This window comes from Lentilitoribacter sp. EG35, from assembly GCF_040784015.1.
GTDB lineage: Bacteria > Pseudomonadota > Alphaproteobacteria > Rhizobiales > Rhizobiaceae > Lentilitoribacter.
Genome location: NZ_JBFNGQ010000009.1, coordinates 101902 through 120834, shown reverse-complemented (window position 1 = coordinate 120834; position 18933 = coordinate 101902). Strand labels below are relative to the sequence as shown.

At 45.3% G+C, this 18933-nt stretch carries 21 protein-coding genes; 7 read left to right on the top strand and 14 right to left on the bottom strand.

Annotated elements, in window-relative coordinates; genetic code table 11:
* Nucleotides 1–17 precede the first annotated feature (17 nt).
* Nucleotides 18–2054 carry a 3-hydroxyacyl-CoA dehydrogenase NAD-binding domain-containing protein gene (locus AB2J24_RS15365; protein ID WP_367386096.1) on the bottom strand — a complete coding sequence of 679 codons (2037 nt, stop codon included), beginning with the start codon at nt 2052–2054 and terminating at the stop codon, nt 18–20.
* Between the two features lie 91 nt (nt 2055–2145).
* Between AB2J24_RS15365 and paaG the strand changes: the two genes are divergently transcribed.
* Genes paaG through AB2J24_RS15345 form a run of 4 tightly spaced genes read left to right on the top strand, consistent with a single transcriptional unit; the run spans nt 2146 to nt 5274 of the window.
* Entirely contained in the window at nt 2146–2931 is a 786-nt protein-coding gene (gene paaG, locus AB2J24_RS15360; RefSeq protein WP_367386095.1) for a 2-(1,2-epoxy-1,2-dihydrophenyl)acetyl-CoA isomerase PaaG, read from the top strand.
* 2 nt (nt 2932–2933) lie between these two features.
* Entirely contained in the window at nt 2934–3362 is a 429-nt protein-coding gene (gene paaI / locus AB2J24_RS15355) for a hydroxyphenylacetyl-CoA thioesterase PaaI (protein WP_162654740.1), read from the top strand.
* 1 nt (nt 3363) lies between these two features.
* Entirely contained in the window at nt 3364–4677 is a 1314-nt protein-coding gene (gene paaK / locus AB2J24_RS15350) for a phenylacetate--CoA ligase PaaK (RefSeq protein WP_162654739.1), read from the top strand.
* Nucleotides 4678–5274, top strand: coding sequence for a TetR/AcrR family transcriptional regulator (locus AB2J24_RS15345; RefSeq protein ID WP_162654738.1), 597 nt, complete (start codon nt 4678–4680; stop codon nt 5272–5274). It abuts the gene before it with no gap.
* A gap of 177 nt (nt 5275–5451) precedes the next feature.
* Here the strand turns inward: AB2J24_RS15345 and AB2J24_RS15340 are convergent, their stop codons facing one another.
* From AB2J24_RS15340 to pcaF, 6 genes are read right to left on the bottom strand one after another with little or no spacing between them, the layout of a single operon-like run.
* On the bottom strand, nt 5452–6522 hold the full coding sequence (locus tag AB2J24_RS15340; RefSeq protein WP_367386094.1) for a 2Fe-2S iron-sulfur cluster-binding protein: 1071 nt from the start codon (nt 6520–6522) through the stop codon (nt 5452–5454).
* A gap of 9 nt (nt 6523–6531) precedes the next feature.
* Nucleotides 6532–6999 (bottom strand): 1,2-phenylacetyl-CoA epoxidase subunit PaaD, encoded by a 468-nt coding sequence (gene paaD / locus AB2J24_RS15335; protein WP_367386093.1) that lies wholly within the window; start codon nt 6997–6999, stop codon nt 6532–6534.
* Nucleotides 7000–7004: 5 nt separating this feature from the next.
* Nucleotides 7005–7757: a 1,2-phenylacetyl-CoA epoxidase subunit PaaC gene (gene paaC, locus AB2J24_RS15330; RefSeq protein WP_367386092.1), complete on the bottom strand. Its 753-nt coding sequence runs from the start codon at nt 7755–7757 to the stop codon at nt 7005–7007.
* Nucleotides 7757–8050, bottom strand: coding sequence for a 1,2-phenylacetyl-CoA epoxidase subunit PaaB (paaB, locus tag AB2J24_RS15325; protein ID WP_162654733.1), 294 nt, complete (start codon nt 8048–8050; stop codon nt 7757–7759). Before paaB ends, paaC begins: the two co-directional genes overlap by 1 nt.
* A gap of 6 nt (nt 8051–8056) precedes the next feature.
* Nucleotides 8057–9037, bottom strand: a complete 981-nt coding sequence (paaA, locus tag AB2J24_RS15320; protein ID WP_162654732.1) for a 1,2-phenylacetyl-CoA epoxidase subunit PaaA — start codon at nt 9035–9037, stop codon at nt 8057–8059.
* Nucleotides 9038–9049: 12 nt separating this feature from the next.
* A complete protein-coding gene (gene pcaF / locus AB2J24_RS15315) occupies nt 9050–10246 on the bottom strand; it encodes a 3-oxoadipyl-CoA thiolase (protein WP_367386091.1) in 1197 nt (398 codons plus the stop codon).
* 275 nt (nt 10247–10521) lie between these two features.
* Between pcaF and AB2J24_RS15310 the strand changes: the two genes are divergently transcribed.
* From AB2J24_RS15310 to AB2J24_RS15300, 3 genes are read left to right on the top strand one after another with little or no spacing between them, the layout of a single operon-like run.
* Complete coding sequence (locus AB2J24_RS15310; RefSeq protein ID WP_162654730.1) at nt 10522–11532, top strand: TRAP transporter substrate-binding protein; 1011 nt, start codon at nt 10522–10524, stop codon at nt 11530–11532.
* On the top strand, nt 11532–12056 hold the full coding sequence (locus tag AB2J24_RS15305; protein ID WP_367386090.1) for a TRAP transporter small permease: 525 nt from the start codon (nt 11532–11534) through the stop codon (nt 12054–12056). The genes AB2J24_RS15310 and AB2J24_RS15305 overlap by 1 nt, the downstream gene beginning before the upstream one ends.
* A complete protein-coding gene (locus tag AB2J24_RS15300) occupies nt 12056–13387 on the top strand; it encodes a TRAP transporter large permease (protein WP_367386089.1) in 1332 nt (443 codons plus the stop codon). The genes AB2J24_RS15305 and AB2J24_RS15300 overlap by 1 nt, the downstream gene beginning before the upstream one ends.
* A gap of 32 nt (nt 13388–13419) precedes the next feature.
* On the opposite strand, the gene AB2J24_RS15295 is transcribed toward AB2J24_RS15300, so the two are convergent.
* The 7 genes from AB2J24_RS15295 to AB2J24_RS15265 are packed head-to-tail and all read right to left on the bottom strand — an operon-like array spanning nt 13420 to nt 18883.
* A complete protein-coding gene (locus tag AB2J24_RS15295) occupies nt 13420–13860 on the bottom strand; it encodes a MaoC family dehydratase (protein ID WP_367386088.1) in 441 nt (146 codons plus the stop codon).
* Nucleotides 13857–14993: a thiolase family protein gene (locus AB2J24_RS15290; protein WP_367386087.1), complete on the bottom strand. Its 1137-nt coding sequence runs from the start codon at nt 14991–14993 to the stop codon at nt 13857–13859. Before AB2J24_RS15290 ends, AB2J24_RS15295 begins: the two co-directional genes overlap by 4 nt.
* Nucleotides 14990–16450 (bottom strand): AMP-binding protein, encoded by a 1461-nt coding sequence (locus AB2J24_RS15285; RefSeq protein WP_367386086.1) that lies wholly within the window; start codon nt 16448–16450, stop codon nt 14990–14992. The genes AB2J24_RS15290 and AB2J24_RS15285 overlap by 4 nt, the downstream gene beginning before the upstream one ends.
* Nucleotides 16451–16455: 5 nt before the next feature.
* On the bottom strand, nt 16456–16878 hold the full coding sequence (locus AB2J24_RS15280; protein WP_162654724.1) for a DUF1284 domain-containing protein: 423 nt from the start codon (nt 16876–16878) through the stop codon (nt 16456–16458).
* Nucleotides 16875–17561, bottom strand: coding sequence for a nitroreductase (locus tag AB2J24_RS15275; RefSeq protein WP_367386085.1), 687 nt, complete (start codon nt 17559–17561; stop codon nt 16875–16877). Before AB2J24_RS15275 ends, AB2J24_RS15280 begins: the two co-directional genes overlap by 4 nt.
* Before the next feature lie 3 nt (nt 17562–17564).
* Nucleotides 17565–18209, bottom strand: coding sequence for an energy-coupling factor transporter transmembrane component T family protein (locus tag AB2J24_RS15270; protein WP_367386084.1), 645 nt, complete (start codon nt 18207–18209; stop codon nt 17565–17567).
* Entirely contained in the window at nt 18203–18883 is a 681-nt protein-coding gene (locus tag AB2J24_RS15265) for an energy-coupling factor ABC transporter ATP-binding protein (RefSeq protein WP_367386083.1), read from the bottom strand. Before AB2J24_RS15265 ends, AB2J24_RS15270 begins: the two co-directional genes overlap by 7 nt.
* Nucleotides 18884–18933: the final 50 nt, after the last annotated feature.

Sequence of the window (18933 nt, the reverse complement as noted above, 5' to 3'; positions counted from 1 at the left end):
TCCTCTTTAAGCTTGGATCAGTCGCGGAAGGCCGCGGCTATCAAATATGTCTCACCGCTTTCCGCTGCACTTTGTTTTAGAATCTGTGAAAAGGCCTTGCGTTTGTGTTGAAGGGCAAAATGCATGGGTCCACCGCGCCAGCGAGGAAAGCCGTAGCCATATAATTTGACCACATCTACCGCTGCCGCATTTTCAGCAATTCCTTCTTCCACAATCAACGCACCTTCGTTAGCTATGATGGCTAATAGACGGTCTGCAATTTCATCGTTGGAGTAATTTCTGCGGGTAATGTTGTTGGCCGTAGAATAGTCTTCGATGATATTGGTAACATCCTCAGACGCCACTTTTGACTTTGGTCCGCTCGGATAATCATACCAGCCTTTGCCGCTGCGTTGACCAAACCTTTCAATCTCACATAAATGATCCGCAATTGTCACATATCGCATGTTTGGATTACGTGTTTGAGTTTGCAATTTTCGATTGGCCCAGGCAATTTGCAAACCGCTCATGTCTTGCGCTTCAAAAGGCCCCATTGCCATGCCAAAGTCTCGCATGGCTTGATCAACCTCTTCGGGTAATGCGCCATCTGCAAGTAAAAATTCTGCTTCTCGCCGATATGCAGCCAAAATACGGTTACCAATAAACCCATCACAAATGCCAGAAAGGACTGCCGTTTTTCGAAGGGTCTTCGCTAATGCAAATGCCGTGCTTACTGTTTGTGCCGACGTTTGTGGCAGATAAATCACTTCTAACAATTTCATAATATGAGCAGGGCTAAAGAAGTGCAGTCCTACGCAACGCTCCGGATTTGCGATTCCCTCAAATATGTTTTGTGGATCCAGATAGGATGTATTGGTTGCTAATATTGCATCCTCATCCATAAATTTTCCGAGAGAGTTAAACACCTTGCGTTTTACTGCAACATCTTCAAAAACCGCCTCAATAGCCAGATCATGTCCGTTGCTATCTCGGTAATCAAGAGTTGTGGTAAAGAGCTTCAAACGCGCTAGTTTTTGCTCTGATGTAATTAAACCACGCTTCTCTGCAGCGGTTAGATTTTGCTCAACACGTTGAATGGCCTGCTCACATGCACTTTCATCGCGCTCAATAAGCGTAACAATCTTGCCAGCATTCAAAAGGGATGTTGCAATACCAGACCCCATCAATCCGCCGCCAACAACAACTACTTTTTTGATCTCAAGCGGGTGAGCACCGTGAATAACTGATGGCTTGGCAACAGACCGTTCGGCAAAGAAAGCATGGCGCAATGCTTTACTTTCGTCAGACTGTCGAAGCTCCAAATGGAGCGAACGTTCCTTAGGCTGCCCTACATTAAAAGGTTCAGCAGACCACTGGACGGCTTCAAAATTCAGAAGTGGCGCCTGTCGCCCTCTGGCCTTCTTTTCAATCTGAATACGCGCAAGCTTCAAGTCTTCAGCACTGCATTGTAAGGCTGTACGGGTACAAATTTTTGATGGGCGACATTTGCTCTTTTTTGCAAACACAATGGCCTCGATCTCAAGATTAGCCGCAACGATGAGATCCACCCCACCCGCTGAATAAAATTCTTCTGCTTTAATCATTGTGCCGTTGGCACACATATCCAATGCAAGTTTGGTTCCAACCAAACGAGGCAAGCGCTGCGTTCCACCTGCACCCGGAATAAGCCCTACATTGACTTCAGGCATTCCAAATTTTGTACCTTCAAGCGCAATACGCCAAGCGCAACCCATAGCAATCTCAAGCCCACCGCCAAGCACATTTCCATGCATCGCAGCAATAAACGGCACTGAACTATCTTCTATCGCCTGCACAACATCAGGTAAGTGCGGTTCTACGGGTGGCGCGTCAAATTCGCTCATATCGCCACCAGCAATAAATGTTCTACCTTTACAAATCAGGATGGCAGCTAGAGCGCCCAGCTGTTCCACTTCATGCACAGCATCCAACAGACCAATCCTCATAGCGGTTGATGTTGCATTTACCGGCGGATTATCGACGCGAACGATCGCGATCTCATCAACCATATCAACAGTAACCAATTGAGCCCGCATTTGAAGTTCCTTTACCTCTCTCAGAACTCTATTATTGACCAACCAGACGGTTTATGCAAGTATGAAAATGCTGAATGCGGGAGGTCATCATATGAGTGAAACAATTCTAACCGAACAAATTGGTAATCTAGTCAAGATTACGTTGAACCGACCTGATCGGCTAAATAGTTTTAATGACGAAATGCATTTAGCATTACGTAAGGCGCTTGAAAGTGCACGCGATAACGGCGCGCGCGCTGTTTTACTTACTGGCGCTGGACGCGGGTTCTGTGCGGGTCAGGATTTGGGTGACCGAGATCCTTCCAAAATGGATACACCACCAGACTTGGGTACAACAATTGCAAATTTTTATAACCCTCTCGTACGTCTCATACGCTCTCTCGATATTCCGATAATCTGTGCAGTAAATGGGGTAGCGGCGGGAGCTGGCGCAAATATCGCACTGGCTTGCGATATTGTCGTGGCGACTGAAAGTGCAAAGTTTATTCAGTCTTTTGCCAAAGTTGGCTTGGTGCCGGATGGTGGCGGAAGTTGGTCTTTAACCAAGCTTTTAGGTGAAGCACGAGCAAAAGCATTGGCAATGACAGCCGAACCGCTCAGCGCCATTCAGGCTGCCGAGTGGGGTTTAATCTGGAAAGCCCTACCAGATGAAACATTTATGAAGGATGCAGAGGCCTTAGCAATTCAGATGGCCAATGGCCCGACAGTTGGTCTCGGCATGACAAAAAAGGCTATTCAGGCTGCACACACGAATTCATTGGATGAACAATTGGAGCTGGAGGCTAAAAGCCAGAAGCTCTGCGGTGAAACATCTGACTATGCCGAAGGCGTCAGCGCATTTTTAGAAAAACGGGCAGCAAATTTCGCAGGACAATGAACATGACACCAAAACAACGCGCCGAAAAATCCGCCGAAACCATGTGGAATGACGATAATGCCAGCACTTGGATTGGCATGGAAATGGTTGAAGTCGATGAAGGTTGTGCAACGATACGCTTGAAAATTGAGGCTCACCATGCCAACGGTCACGGTATTTGTCATGGAGGAATTACCTTTGCGCTTGCCGATAGTGCATTTGCCTTTGCATGCAATAGCCGCAATCAATCCACAGTCGCACAGCACAATTCGATCAGTTATCTAGCGCCCGCGAAGGTAGGGGACATACTGACAGCCAACGCTCAAGAAACTAATCTTACAGGTCGCAACGGCATAACTGATGTGACTGTTACCAATCAGAATAATGAAATTATTGCTGTGTTCAGAGGCGCATCTCGGGCGATCAGCGGGCACCTTTTTTCGGAGGAATAAAATGAAAGATCTTGGAGCAAAACGTGAAGAACTGGAGCCTATAGAGATTGCCAGTCGGGATGAAATTTCATCCCTTCAGTTGCAACGTATGAAGTGGTCGTTAAATCACGCTTATAATAATGTTCCGATGTATAAAAAGCGGTTCGATGAAAAGGGTGTCCACCCGGATGACCTGAAAACATTGAGCGACATTTCAAAATTCCCATTCACTGTTAAAGATGACCTTCGCGATAATTATCCGTTCGGTTTATTCGCAGTACCACGCGAGAAGATTCAACGAATTCACGCATCGTCAGGAACAACAGGTAAAGCCACCGTTGTGGGCTATACCAAAAATGACTGCGATGTCTTTGCCGATATGGTTGCACGCTCGCTGAGAGCTGCAGGCGTAAGGCCCGGTGAAATGGTTCACAATTCTTATGGTTATGGCCTTTTCACAGGAGGGCTTGGCGCTCACCACGGCATTGAACGTTTAGGCGCAACGGTTGTGCCTATGAGCGGTGGGCAAACACAAAAACAGGTTGGCCTGATAAACGATTTCAAACCACAAGCTATTACGGTAACACCCTCTTATATGCTCAATATCTTGGAAGAATTTCATAAACAGGGACTGGATCCGCGTGAAAGTTCATTACAAGTCGGTATTTTTGGGGCAGAACCATGGACCAATGCTATGCGTGATGAGGTTGAACGCGCTTTTGACATGCATGCTGTGGACATCTATGGATTGTCAGAAATTATGGGGCCTGGCGTTGCCAATGAATGTGTCGAATCGAAAGATGGCTTGCACGTTTGGGAAGATCACTTCTATCCAGAAATTGTCGATCCAAACACTTTGGAGCCTGTCAAAGATGGGGAGCGAGGCGAATTAGTCTTCACCACTTTGACTAAAGAGGGAATACCGATGATCCGTTATCGGACAAAAGATTTAACCAGACTCATGCCGGGCACAGCTCGTGCCATGCGTCGTATGGAAAAAATTACAGGTCGTACTGATGATATGATCATACTGCGTGGTGTAAATGTATTTCCCACTCAGATCGAAGAACAGTTAATGGCAACAGGTGGTCTTGCACCGCATTTCCAAATTGAATTATACCGTGCAGGTCGCATGGATGCGATGCGCGTACATGTGGAAGCAAATGCTGATGCTGCTGACGAGCTCAGCAAGGATGCAGCCGCTCGCATGCTTACAAAGCGTATCAAAGATGTGGTAGGAATATCAACCGAGATCGTCGTTGGAGATCCTGGCGCTGTGGAGCGTTCACAAGGCAAAGCCCAACGTGTTGTCGATAATAGAGAAGGTGAGCGCTGAGTGGCCCGCACAATTGCTAAAGACTATGATGATAAAAGCCGCTTGATCCTGGATCGAGCAGCAAAATTATTTGCCGAGGAGAGCTTTGACCGAGCATCCGTAAGCAGCGTTGCCAAAGCCTGCCAAATTTCCAAAGCTAACATCTATCATTATTATAAAAGCAAGGACGATATACTTTTCGACATATTGGATAATTATTTGTCTGAATTGCGAGACCGCATATGCTCCATGTCATTAGAGGATTTGACGCCAGAGGGGCGATTGGAAGCAACAATTCTAGAAATACTGCTTGCATATAAAGGCGCCGATAATGAGCATCGGCTACAGGCCGAAGCCATTAAACATCTGCCGAAGAAGCAGCAAGATATTTTAGTTGGCTACCAACGCGATTTGGTCAAACACGTTGCTGTCCTGGTGGATGGCATAGCGCCTGCTATTTTCGATGGTGACAAAGATAAATTACGCGCAGCAACGATGTCACTCTTTGGCATGCTTAATTGGTTTTACATGTGGAATGCAGGTGCAGGTAAAAAACAACGTGAAGATTATGCGCAGATTGTCAGCAAGCTTTGTTTAAAAGGCATTCCCGGCCTTTAAGTTTGAGTACTTGGAGTGATTTATTCCGTACGCGTGCTATTAAACATTGGTATGAATAGCGCTTGAGATGCCCAGAAAATGCGCCCTAGTAGAAAGGGAGTCAACCACTGTCATGCAATTCACTTAAGCACGAGCTGTAGTCGTACTTAAGTCTAATTACCAAGCAATCTTGTATACCTAACCACCTGCCTGGTCATAGTCCCAAACCACTTTATCGGAAACTGGATAGCACTGGCAGGTAAGAACAAAGCCTGCATCGACTTCATAATCTTCAAGAGCGTGATTGGCGATCATCTCAACTTCACCTTCTACAACCTTGGCCTTGCAAGTGGAACATATTCCCGATTTACAGGCAAATGGCGCATCAAGCTTGTTCTGCAAAGCCGCTTCCAGAAGGCTTGTATCGTTGGACATCTCAAATGAACGCGTTTCACCGGCTAAAGTTATTTTCGCAGAGACGTCAGCCGTCTGCGCATCAGCAGAGGCAGCACGTTTTTTTGCGCGCCCTTGTTGGCCGCTGGCAAACAACTCGAAGCGGATTTGATCTTTGCTAAGACCATTTGCTTTCAGAGCATCAGAGACTGTCAACATCATAGGTTCTGGACCGCAAATATAGGCGGTATCGACATTTTCGAGATCAATCCAATGTTCAAACAATCCGGCACATTTGTCCGCATCAATACGTCCCGAAAATAATTCGATATCTTGAGAATCGTCTTCAAGAACATGGATGATGCTTAATCGATCCAAATATTCATTCTTTAGATCCTCAAGCTCTTCACGAAACATGATCGTGTTTACATTACGGTTCGCATAAACAAGGGTATATCGCGCCGTAAGGTCACGCGCCAAACCTGTCCGCAAAATGGATAAGATCGGTGTGATACCAGAACCAGCTGCAAAGCATAAATAGTCCGGGTCAGACGGGCTTTCATTTAAGTTGTAAAAATTCCCCATCGGAGGCATGGCCTCCAACCGGTCACCAACCTTTAGTTCTGTATTTGCCCAGGTTGAGAAGGCACCACCATCAACACGTTTGATGCCTATCTGTAGAATATTATCATCTTTACCAGCGCAAATAGAGTAGGAACGTCTTAGCTCCTCGCCGTCAAATTTTTTGCGAAAAGTTAGATATTGACCTTGAACAAAATCGAATGCATCAGCATCCTCAGGTTTTAAGGTCACCACGACTGCATCGCGAATGGTTTTCTTAATATCTGTGACTGCTAGATCATGAAACTGAACCATTTCCACCTCCTAAATACATTTAAAATAATCGAAAGGTTCAAGGCAGGTTTTGCACCGCCATTGAGCCTTACATGGGGTTGAGCCAAACTGACTGATTTTCTCCACATCAAGAGATTTGCAATGCGGGCACCGCTCTGGGCCACCCGCTGGGCGCGGTGGAGCAATACCGAACTTCTCTAGCTCAGTTCTACCTTTTTTTGATAACCAGTCTGTTGTCCAGGCAGGTGCAATCTGAGTTTTGATCCTGGTATTCTTCAAGCCTCTTCTTGCAAGCTCTGTCTCGATATCCAGTGAGATGACAGACATAGCCGGACAGCCCGAATAAGTCGGCGTGATCGTTATTTCCAGAACATCATCCTGCCAGGAAACATCTCTGATAACACCTAGATCAACAACCGAAATTACAGGAATTTCAGGATCAGGAACTCCGTCCAGCCAAATCCATATCTCATCCGTTGAAGCGCGAGTTGTGACCATGTCAATTACCAGGTTGCGCCAGGGTGTGAACGTTGCAATGTCTGCATCGTCGCAAGCATATGACCAAGATGTTCTGTATGTCGTTTGCCATTTTTTCCACCAAGATGGGTAAATGCATCTTCTGGCAACTGCAGATAAGCATCGCTCATAACGCGTTGAATGATCTGATCCCATTCAGCACGGATGGATGCTGGATCAGGAGCAATGCCAGCATCAACCATTGCTTGGTCGATGCTATCACTTTCAAACATTTCACCGATATATGGCCACAAACGATTGAGTGCATCTTGCATTTTTTCTTTGCTCTCATCCGTGCCATCGCCCAAAGCAATAACGATATCAGACGATCTCTCCAGATGATATTGCGCTTCCTTTAGTGATTTGGTTGCTATGTCTGCAACCCTCTGATCAGATGATTTCTCCAATGCTGCAAGAAATTGGACCTGATACGCATCAAATAAAAATTGACGCATCATCGTATTACCGAAATCACGGTTTGTCGTTTCCAACATCAAAAGATTTCTAAAGGCATGCGGATCGCGCAAATATGCAAGATCATCCGCACTACGCCCTTTGCCCTCAACTTCTCCGGCATAACCAAGCCACATTTGTGTTTGTCCGATCAGGTCAAGCGCGGTATTTGCAAGTGCTATATCTTCTTCCAGCACAGGCCCAATTCCACACCATTCTGACACACGGTGCCCAAGCACAAGTGTATTGTCGCCTTGGCGAAGTAAAAATTCATATAAAGCACTCATTACATCTTACCTACTTCTTCTGGAATTTCATAAAAAGTTGGATGACGATAAACCTTGGATTTCGCCGGCTCGAATAGTGGGCCTTTATCCGAAGGGCTTGATGCAGTCACATGATTTGCTTCAACCACCCAGATGCTTACTCCCTCATTTCGACGTGTATAAACATCACGAGCATTTTTAATTGCCATCTCCGCATCGGGGGCATGTAGTGAACCAACATGACGATGGCTCATACCGTGTTGCCCGCGAATAAAAACTTCCCATAATGGCCATTCTTTTGAAACTTTAGACATCTTAATTTACTCCGCTGCTTGTTTGCGCGCTGCGCGTTTTTCCGCATGGGCCATCATGCCATCACGAACCCAAGCGCCATCATCCCACGCTTTTTTGCGTGTTTCCAAACGCTCTGTATTGCAAGGACCATTACCCTTCAGAACATCAAAGAACTCATTCCAATCAGGTTCAGCAAAATCGTAATGACCACGTTCTTCATTCCATTTGATAGTGTCATCTGGAATGGTAAGACCCAGATATTTTGCTTGTGGAACGGTTTCATCAACGAACTTTTGGCGCAGCTCATCATTGGTATTGATCTTGATTTTCCACTTCATATTCTGTTCAGAATGCACACTGTCTTTGTCCGAAGGTCCGAACATCATAAGTGCAGGTTCCCAAAAACGATTCATGGCATCTTGCGCCATTTCCCTCTGTTCGTCAGTGCCTTTACACATGGTCATCATGATGTGATAGCCCTGACGCTGGTGAAAGCTTTCCTCTTTACAAATCCGCACCATGGCGCGTGAGTAAGGACCAAAGGAAGTCCGCTGCAAAGGAACCTGGTTCATGATCGCTGCTCCATCAACCAACCAGCCAACAGCACCCATATCTGCCCAGTTTAATGTCGGGTAATTGAAGATGGATGAATATTTCATTTTGCCTGCATGCAACATGTCTAAGAGTTCATCACGGCTCACACCCAATGTTTCAGCAGCACAGTAAAGATATAATCCGTGTCCTGCTTCATCTTGTACTTTTGCCAGCAAGTTAGCTTTTCGCTCCAGCGTGGGTGCACGGGTTACCCAATTGCCCTCTGGCAACTGACCGACAATTTCGGAATGCGCATGCTGACCAATCTGGCGAATAAGAGTTTTACGGTATCCCTCAGGCATCCAGTCTTTCGGTTCAATTTTCTGACCCGCATCGATACGCGCCTGAAAAGCTATATCCTCGGCAGTAAGTTCGCCTTTGGAAGTTTCAGAATTTACCATCTGTGCATACATGCTCTTTCTCCCTTAAATACGTTCAATAATCATTGCAGCGCCCTGACCAACACCCACACACATTGTGCACAGTGCATAGCGACCTCCCGTGCGGCGCAATTGATAAGCTGCAGTCATAACAAGCCTTGCCCCGGACATACCTAATGGGTGACCAAGCGCAATTGCGCCACCATTTGGATTAACGTGTTCTGCGTCATCCGGCAGGCCGAGTTCCCGTAATGTAGCCAGACCTTGGCTTGCAAATGCTTCATTAAGTTCAATGACATCCATCTGATCCAATGACAGGCCGGAAATCTCCAACACTTTCCGTGTTGCTGGAACAGGGCCAATACCCATAATACGCGGTGCAACACCAGCTGCTGCAGCTGCAACTACACGCGCGAGCGGTTTTGCATCTTTTGCTAACGCCTCGTTGGCCAAAAGCAGAGCTGCAGCACCATCATTGACACCAGAAGCATTGCCCGCTGTTACAGTTTTCTCCGCCCCGTTTACGCCTTTTAAACCCGATAATTTTGCTTGGTCTGTCCCAGGGCGAGGATGCTCGTCCTTATCAAACAAGATTGGATCACCTTTACGTTGAGGAACAGAAACGGCGATAAGTTCATCTGAGAAAACGCCCGCATCATGGGCGGCCTGATATCGTGATTGACTGCGGGCTGCAAAGGCATCCTGATCTTCACGGCTAATTCCAAATTCATCAGCTACATTATCCGCTGTTTCGGGCATGGAATCTATGCCATACTCGGCTTTCATTTTTGGGTTCACAAAACGCCAGCCAATAGTCGTATCAAACACATCGTTCGAGCGGGAGAATGCGGTGGTTGCCTTTGGCATGACAAATGGAGCGCGGCTCATACTTTCCATACCACCTGCAATGGCCATGCGATAATCACCCGCTTTGATGCCCCGTGACGCCATAGCAACTGCATCTAAACCTGATGCACACAAACGATTAATCGTTGTGCCTGGCGTCTCTACAGAGAGCCCTGCCAGAAGTGCCGCCATACGCGCAACATTCCGATTATCTTCGCCCGCTTGATTTGCATCTCCCATGATAACATCATCAATTTTTGCCCAATCCAGTTCAGGATTTCGATCTTTAAGGGCTGCCAATGGCAGCGCCGCCAAATCGTCCACACGCAAAGATGACAAAGCGCCACCATAACGTCCAATGGGTGTACGAACAGCATCAAGAATAAAAGCCGACAATTGCAAGATCTCCAAATCTAGAGCTGAAATAACTAAAGAGCGTTATTCAGCGAATATGTTACGAAAATATATAATCCGTATAAACCGTAACATGTCAAGTAAAATTTGTTCTATACTCTTATAACCTCATCTCATGAAATCTCATAAATTATTGAATTAATTAGCTTATCAAGAAGGAATAAACGGGTAATATTTTTATATATTGACCGTCCAGTCGGTTTTATATAGGATGATGGAAACAAGCGCATCTGGCGCGCTTGCAAAGGGAGGAAATTATGAAAATTATATCAAATGCTCTGATTGCAGGGCTTGCAACTTTCGCTTTTGTATCTTCAGCTTCTGCTGAAAAAACGATGGTTGTTTCATCATGGCTACCACCAAGCCACATCATGAACGAAATTGTCTGGCCGGAATTTATCAAGCGTATTGATGCTGCTACAGAAGGTCGAGTAAAAGGTAAGATCGAATATGGTCTTGCTTCTCCGCCGGCACAGGCTGATTTGATTGAAGATGGCGGCGCAGATGCTGCATGGATTTTCCACGGTTACAATCCTGGCCGTTTTGTTACCTCAAAATTGATTGAAATACCTGGTTTGGAAGGCGATTCTGCTGCCGCATCTGCTGCACACTGGCGTGCCCATCAACAAATGCTTGGCAAAGTGAATGAGCATGATGGTGTCGTACCTGTGGCTATGATGGTACATGCGCCAGGCATGCTTCACCTATCAAAAGAAGTTGCATCCTTAGAAGATGTTGCTGGACTAAAAGTTCGTTCTGGCGGTGGTGTCATGGGTGATGTTCTAAAAGGGTTGGATATGGCCGGTGTGCAGGTTTCTGCACCGAAAGTGTATGAAACTGTTGCCAACGGTGTTGCTGACGGAACATTTTTCCCCGGTGATACAATTGCTATTTTGCGCCTGACAGAAGTCTTGCCTTATACATATCGTGTTCCTGGTGGTTTTTATCGTGGTTCTTTCTCCATCATCATGAGTGAAGAGTTCATGGATTCAATCGGGGAAGAAGATGCCAAAGCAATCAACGCTGTTTTGGGTGAAGAATTCTCAGCCTTTGCCGGTAAAGCTTGGGATGAAGGCAACCAGCGCGGTATAGACGCACAGTCAAAAACTGGTAAAGTCATAGATCTTGAAGGAAGTGCTGCTGCAAAGTTCGAAGCTCTTGTACCACAAATTCAGAAATCTGTTCTGGAGGAAGTCAGTGCAAAGGGTGTCGATGCTGATGCCGCTCTTAAACTTATCCGTGATACAATGGCTGAATACAATAAATAATGATGACCTATACGACTATTAAAAGGGCGGGCGCTTGGCTCGCCCGACTTAGCCTTTTTCTTAGTACGGTCTGCATTGTCCTCATCATGTGTGTCACAGTTGTTGAGGTGGTGGGGCGCTATATGTTTAACGCGCCCCTTTTTGGCCGGCAGGATATCGCTCAAATCCTGCTAGCACTTTCGATTTTTCTGGCATTTCCAGTCGTGACTTTACGCGGCGGGCAGATCGATGTTGATCTGATGGACTTCATGTTTTCGCCTAAAGCCGCCTTCATTCGTGACCGATTAATCGAAATTCTAATCTCTCTATCACTTCTTACAATGGGCTATTGGTTGCTTACCCGCGCTGAGAAAGCTCTCAGCCGCGGAATTGTCAGTGAACTATTATTCATTCCAAAATACCCTCTGATTTACATCATCTCCGGCGCTGTATTCTTAACGGGTGTATTGGTGTTAATTTTAATGCTCTCAAGACTATTCAAGGGTAAACCTGACATCGTATCAGGATCGCAGGAAATCAAGTAATGGAAATATCACTTATTGCGTTTGCGCTCGTAATTTCGCTTGTGTTGTTACGTATACCCATTGGCTTTGCCATGGGTTTAGTCGGTGCAGTTGGTTTTGTTTACCTGCGTGACTGGCGCTGGTCAGCAGGGCTGGGACCAGCAGCTGATTCTATTCTTGATGTTACGCAAAATGATGCATTGTCGGTAATTCCGCTTTTCATTTTTATGGGTATGTTGATTGCGCAAAGCGGAATGGCCCATGATCTTTACCGCGCAGCTTATGCTCTGGTTGGGCGATTACCGGGCGGTTTGGCTATGTCCACGATCTTAGCTTGTGGCGGATTTTCCGCAGTTTCAGGGTCCTCACTGGCAACAGCGGCTACAATGTCGCAAGTCGCCCTGCCACCTATGCGAAAATTCGGTTACCATGATAGCCTCTCAACCGCATCAGTTGCGGCAGGCGGTACGCTGGGAATTCTCATTCCTCCCAGCATTATTCTCATTATTTATGGGTTCCTGACAGGTCAATCCATTGGCAAGCTATTTTTGGCAGGTATTCTTCCCGGCATTCTAGGTATCGCACTTTATCTCTGCGCTGTAGTCTTTGTTGTATGGCGCAACCCGAAGGCGGGACCGGCAGGCGAAAAATTATCCGGGGCTGAAACAAAAGCAAGTGTGCTTCGTGTTATCCCGATACTCGTTCTCTTCTGCATAATTATTGGTGGCATCTACGGGCGTGTTTTCACGGCCGATGAGGCTGCCGGCGTTGGGGCATTTGGTGCTATACTAATTTCAATTGCCATCGGCCGCTTTTCCTTCGCAAAATTAATGGATGCATTGACGCAAACTGTAAAAACGTCTGTGGGCCTGTTCGTTCTTCTTATCGGTGCAGATATCTTTAGCCGCCTTATTACGCGTGCAGGGCTGCCCGATGATCTGTTGGCTCTTGTGCAAGGTGCAGGCTTTGAACCATTCATGATTTTAGGAATGATGATCTTAATTTATCTGGTACTGGGTGCAGTCTTTGAAAGTCTTTCGATGATTACCTTAACGGTGCCAGTGTTTGCTCCATTGATAGCATCACTTGGCTTCTTCGAAGGTGATCTAACGGGTGAGTTTGCGCTTATCTGGTTTGGTATCGTTGTTGTTGTTGTCACGGAAATTTCACTTATCACACCGCCCATCGGACTAAATGTTTTTGTTCTGCGGTCCGTGGTGAAAGATGTATCAACGGCTACAATATTTAAAGGTGTGACCCCGTTCTGGGTTGCTGATATTGTGCGCCTTGCCCTGCTTGTTGGTCTTCCATTCTTGTCATTGCTTCTGCCTGTGGGAATTTGGGGTTTTTAATCCGACAGTAAGACCATATGCAATTTAGGTGATCAGACCTTACGATATAAGTCCGTCATTTGACCTTCCATTGAAACCTTACTCTGATCTTGGTTTCTAAATGTGAAATCATAAACAACGTGTCGGGCTTTTTTGACACACCTAACAGACGAAATATCAGCATTGAATATAACAGTATCTTGTACTCGTACCGGCGCCCTAAATTTAATCATCTGATAGCCAACAGTAAAACACTCGATACTTTCATGAATGCTCATCTGTGATTGCAAGAGCTGAGGAACGAGTGAAATCAAAAAGTTCCCGGGGATAATTGGCTGAGAGTTTGATGGTGAGGTGCGGTGTATTTTGTTTGTATCGCCGCAAAGTTCTAAGAACTGATCCAGCATCATCTGATCAATTTGTAGAGATTGACCAACAGCGACACCCTCACCGACTAAACTATCCAAGTCTTCCAACCCATGAATATACTTCATTTGGACAACACCAAGGCCGAACCAAGCCCCCCGGCGCCTGCAATCGCAGCCAATCCAAGTTTAGAAGATGGTCGATAATTCATCTCTTGAAACAATCTGACAGCATTTATTGCACCAGAAGCTCCGATCGGATGTCCGCGCGCTAAGGCACCGCCGCCAAGATTTACAATGTTCTGATCAAATCCACAAAATCTGATACAAGCTATTGCTTGTGACGCAAATGCTTCCATGACTTCTATGACGTCAAATTCTTGCGCAGTGAGTGAAAGCTTCTTCAAGATCTCTCTAACTGCATCAACAGGCGCAAGTCCGGGAATTGCCGGATCACTGCCAACAGATTGAGTGCCCAAAATTTTGATCGCAGTCTTTTGATATTTCGGATGCGCACTTAAAAAACCGGAAGATACAATTGCACACACAGCGCTTGCATCCGCCTCAACACACGTTGTAGCGCTGGTTATGCCATGGTCAACATCACCTGCAATAATAGGCATCCGTTTACATAATTTGGAACTTAGTTCACGTGTAAATGTATCAAACTGGACATCATCAAATGCAATACATTCGCTCAAAAGCCTATCTTGCGCCTTCAATGCAGATGCATGGCTTCTTATTGCAAATTCTTCTTGTTCAGCACGTAATATATTGAACTCTTTGGCAAGCTGAGCCGCAGCCTCCAACATGTCTGGATCTCTATCCACCCAAGGTGAAAATGGGGGTCTCTTATATTCTTGATCCGGACCACCATCCAAAGACCTGTTAAATCGCCGTGGAGCCGTTGTGAAGGATTCTATACCTCCAGCAATAACAAAATCATGCATGCCGGAGGCCACCAGACCATGTGCCAAAAGAATTGAATCTAACCCACCGCAGCATTGTGTATCAATACTCATGCTGGGGACATTTTCAGGAAGGCCAGATGCAAGAGCACTCAATCTTGCTGGGTTTCCACCGCCATAAAGACCATTTGCGAGGATAAGATGCTCAACGAGATCAGAAGGTACGTTCAAACTGTCTATAAGAGCTGAAATTGAGATGCTACCCAACTCAGGTGCTGTGAATGCAGAAAGAGCCCCGTTTCGGGAAGCCACAGGTGTTCGCATCGCGCCTATCATCCATGATGATCCTGTCAAAATAGAACCTCCAGCTCCTTCGCCAACAGTTTGCTCCTTAGTGTAATCAGGTCAATTTTCCCAGACGTAGTTTTAGGCCATATATCGCATTTATAGTAGATACTAGGTATTGCGTATGTGGCAAGTGACTGTCGTAAGCAAGATATCAGATCAGGTTTCATAATCTGGGCGTCAATACATAACACCGCAGCAATTCTATTCTCACGGGTGGCATCGGGAACCCCAAATACAGCTGCCAATGTAACACCTTCGATTGAGGTCAACGCTGTTTCAATAGCTTCTGGAATAATATTCCGACCACTACTTTGAAACGCTCTATCCATGCGCCCGACCAAATGCAGATCTCCGTTGAAATCGAAAAATCCGGCATCACCAACACATATCGATTTATCGGCTTCCTGCAGGCCCGAATGTGAAACATAACCGCGAAAAGCAAGATCACTCTTCACATAAACAAGCCCCTCGTTCCCCATTGGTATGTCTGCACCATTCGGCCCTTTGATCGAAATTTCAACATTAGGCAATGGTCGCCCAACCAAAGTCTCAGGGTCATCAACTGATACTGTACGTGCTGCGACGTAGCTTAATTCAGATGTTCCATAAAACTCCACAATCACAGCTTCCGTGAATACATCAACAAGCTTCTCATAAATGGAAACTGGCAGTTTCGACCCCGTTGATAATATTCGTTTGATATTTTCGCCATGCTGACAGGTTGAATGGACTAATGCATCCAATTGAGTAGGAACAGCAAAGATCACACCATTATTGATATGCTCGAATATCTCTACAATTCGATTTGGGTGAAAGTTTGTAAAGAGTGCAATTGTTGCACCCGTGTAAAGGCCACGAATGGCAGCATAAAGAAACAAGGAATGAGCAAAACTGCCGGGGACAATAACCGTGTCAGATTCTTGGATATCGGTGAATTTCTGATCCGAACCAAAACTCCGTATCCACGACATCTCCGAACGCATACACCCTTTGGGTAGTCCCGTTGAACCGGACGTGAAGCACGTATAATTTGGATCATAGTTACCATCCAGATTATTAACTTCAGCTTCAGCCTCATGATCCGCCGTTACGGTTGGCGTTTTCAATACCAGATGGGATAATGTATCTACGGCAGATTGGCTATCGTCAGATATAATCATATCGATTTGAGCTAAATTTGCAGTCTTCTTGATAATATCCTCTGGCCAGTTCGGATCAAAGAAACACGTATTCTTCGCAACAGATAATGAAGCGATAAATAGCGCCAAGGCATCCGGTGAGGTCTTCATCAATATGGCAATATTTTCGTGGCGGTGTAAATTTATCAACCCACGCCGATATATCTGAATTAGATCTAAAAATTCAGCAGCCTTAATCTGCTTATCGCCAAAATAAATAACAACTTTATCACCCGAATGGTTGAGATTTGCCACGATACGGGAAGCGATTTGTGAATTCATCATCTAGCTTATCCGCGTTTCAAGTGCGTTTTATTAAAACCATCCGCAACCACCGCATCACAAACTTCCGACCACTGACAGTCAAAGCAAGCGCTCCGAACACTTTGCAGTTGATAGGCTTTTCTATATTGATTGTGAAAGAGGTCATTCGGAATCAACTTAGAACCTACCTCCAATTTAACGCCAAGCAACGCTGAAATATCTCTCAATGCCAAACTATCTCGATTGATAATTCGATCTTCAAAACAGTGACTGCCAACGCAATCTTTCACCGAAGCACATATCTCATCCGGACCAGAAACTATCTCAATTGGCTCATTTTGTTTGATCCTTTGAATGACCTTCTTAAAGTCACGTTCAAAATCTCGAGAATAGCCTCGTCCGGCAAAAGTCAGTGAGCAAAGCAAATGGTGACCACGTAACTTTATCATGGATAAAACTCGGTGAATTCATCAACCGCCATACGTTTTTGCGGAATATTATTAACGGGATGTTCTTTATCTGCATAGCCAATTGAAACCCCGCAAATAACGAGTTTATCGTGATGTAAATCAAGAACATTCCGGATTATATCGCCATAGCTTGAGAAGCTTGCCTGCACGCAACTCGACAGACCGTAGGCTGAAATCGCTAAGGTGAGTGAGTTCAAAAATAAACCAACATCTATCCAGCTACCCTGTTCGAGACTTTTATTCATAGTAATGATCAGGCCTACAGGTGCGCCAAAAAACTCAAAGTTCTTCATCCTTTGCGACCGAGCCATTGCCGTATCACGGCGCCCGATATCTAGCGCAGAGTGAAGATCAACACCACATTGTTGAATTCTCTCAGAATAGGGAGAAATATGCTCTCGAGGGTAATATTGATAATCACCATTATCGATAAAACCGGTCTTACTCACGTCATCTGCAATGGCGGTTTGAAGTCTGGAAATAGTTTTTTTTCTCAAGACGCTGACACGCCAAGGCTGCATATTACCGCCACTTTGAGTATGACGAGCTATGTTTAGTATCTTACTTATTACAGCTTCGTCCACATCACGCTCTAAATATGCTCTAGTAGAACGTCTATCGATCAATAGTTTTGAAAAATGGTCTTGGAGGGTTTTAGACATAGGTTATGCCTCACGCTCAGTATTTTTAGATCTGCTGCCATGATCATTTAGCGATATATCGATTGACCTTGCAACAATCGCTTCAGAAATTTCGTCCGCAGACTTTAAGGTTCTAATAATCGTTGGTGTAACAAGCGCACGCCAGCTGCGATCTAACCCTCTCGCCTTTTGCGCCTCTTTCACTTCTTCAAAAATCTTCCGCACCATCGGAATAAACCGAAAACACAGTGACAAAGCTAAACTGATGGACTCAGAGTTTTTTTCAGACAAAAATCGACCTAAGAAACCCTCAATCCCGGAAATCAGGTCACTAGTTTTTGTTGTCAATGTGAGAAGCGAGGCGGCCATAATCATGGTGATAAAGCGCAAAACTACAAAACTGGCAAATAGCCAGTCAACTAAATAAACCTGCACCGCAAAGATAAACAAAAGAACCCATAGAGCAGGCTTAATTGCAGCAACTATGTTTTGGTGAGATATCTTGGCGATGATATAAAGCCCACCAATAAGAAGGCTGGCAAGCGCAAGTGAAATCCAATTTTCCCATACAAACAAAAGAGTACAACTACAAATAAGCAAAAAAACCTTTGTCATAGGTTTGGCAGTGTGAACAATACTGTTACCAGAACTATATGTGCTTATCAGCATATGTCGACCTTTGAGGCGTGTTTATATGCAGCAAGGATAGAAGCGGCTTCACCGTCACCTTTAACTTGCCCCTTATCAATCCATATCAAACGATCCATATCACTCATCAGATCAAGGTCATGGCTCACAATAATAAGCTTTTGACTGAGCTTTTCCATAAAGTCCATGAGAATGGAACGGTTACGCAGGTCAAGTAATGTGGTTGGTTCGTCGAGAACGATATATTCTGGCTCCATAACCAGTACACCAATCAGCGCAATGAGTTGTTTTTCACCGCCACTTAATTCATGTGTTCGGCGCTCAATTAAATTAGATACATTAAACTTATCGAGGTAAAAACCGATGCGATCTTTGATCTCCACTTTGGAAAGTCCTGATTTCTTAAGGCCAAATTCGAGATCTTCCCCAACCAGAGGAAATACAATTTGATTGTCTGGATTCTGAAACACAAACCCCACTTTGGGTTGGTGTGTTTGCCCATTAGTTAATTTATGGCCTATTTGTATCGTGCCCGAAGATGCTTTTTCTAATCCGTTCAGTAATTTTGCAAACGTGCTCTTGCCAGAACCATTGCTACCAATAATTCCAACTCGATTTTCATCAAAAGTTGCCGAGACATTATCGAGTATAACATTGTTATTCTTGATAACTGTCACGCCAGAAATACTGATCACGTGACTATTTCCTATGTCAAAGATGTGGGCGCATCATGCGCACTCACATA

Bases quoted from the DNA above. Each gene is read 5' to 3' on its own strand.
- AB2J24_RS15365 (WP_367386096.1), bottom strand. From the start codon at position 2,054: ATGCGGGCTCAATTGGTTACTGTTGATATGGTTGATGAGATCGCGATC.
- paaG (WP_367386095.1), top strand. From the start codon at position 2,146: ATGAGTGAAACAATTCTAACCGAACAAATTGGTAATCTAGTCAAGATT.
- paaI (WP_162654740.1), top strand. From the start codon at position 2,934: ATGACACCAAAACAACGCGCCGAAAAATCCGCCGAAACCATGTGGAAT.
- paaK (WP_162654739.1), top strand. From the start codon at position 3,364: ATGAAAGATCTTGGAGCAAAACGTGAAGAACTGGAGCCTATAGAGATT.
- AB2J24_RS15340 (WP_367386094.1), bottom strand. From the start codon at position 6,522: ATGGTTCAGTTTCATGATCTAGCAGTCACAGATATTAAGAAAACCATT.
- paaD (WP_367386093.1), bottom strand. From the start codon at position 6,999: ATGGTCACAACTCGCGCTTCAACGGATGAGATATGGATTTGGCTGGAC.
- paaC (WP_367386092.1), bottom strand. From the start codon at position 7,757: ATGAGTGCTTTATATGAATTTTTACTTCGCCAAGGCGACAATACACTT.
- paaB (WP_162654733.1), bottom strand. From the start codon at position 8,050: ATGTCTAAAGTTTCAAAAGAATGGCCATTATGGGAAGTTTTTATTCGC.
- paaA (WP_162654732.1), bottom strand. From the start codon at position 9,037: ATGTATGCACAGATGGTAAATTCTGAAACTTCCAAAGGCGAACTTACT.
- AB2J24_RS15310 (WP_162654730.1), top strand. From the start codon at position 10,522: ATGAAAATTATATCAAATGCTCTGATTGCAGGGCTTGCAACTTTCGCT.
- AB2J24_RS15305 (WP_367386090.1), top strand. From the start codon at position 11,532: ATGATGACCTATACGACTATTAAAAGGGCGGGCGCTTGGCTCGCCCGA.
- AB2J24_RS15300 (WP_367386089.1), top strand. From the start codon at position 12,056: ATGGAAATATCACTTATTGCGTTTGCGCTCGTAATTTCGCTTGTGTTG.
- AB2J24_RS15295 (WP_367386088.1), bottom strand. From the start codon at position 13,860: ATGAAGTATATTCATGGGTTGGAAGACTTGGATAGTTTAGTCGGTGAG.
- AB2J24_RS15285 (WP_367386086.1), bottom strand. From the start codon at position 16,450: ATGATGAATTCACAAATCGCTTCCCGTATCGTGGCAAATCTCAACCAT.
- AB2J24_RS15280 (WP_162654724.1), bottom strand. From the start codon at position 16,878: ATGATAAAGTTACGTGGTCACCATTTGCTTTGCTCACTGACTTTTGCC.
- AB2J24_RS15275 (WP_367386085.1), bottom strand. From the start codon at position 17,561: ATGTCTAAAACCCTCCAAGACCATTTTTCAAAACTATTGATCGATAGA.
- AB2J24_RS15270 (WP_367386084.1), bottom strand. From the start codon at position 18,209: ATGCTGATAAGCACATATAGTTCTGGTAACAGTATTGTTCACACTGCC.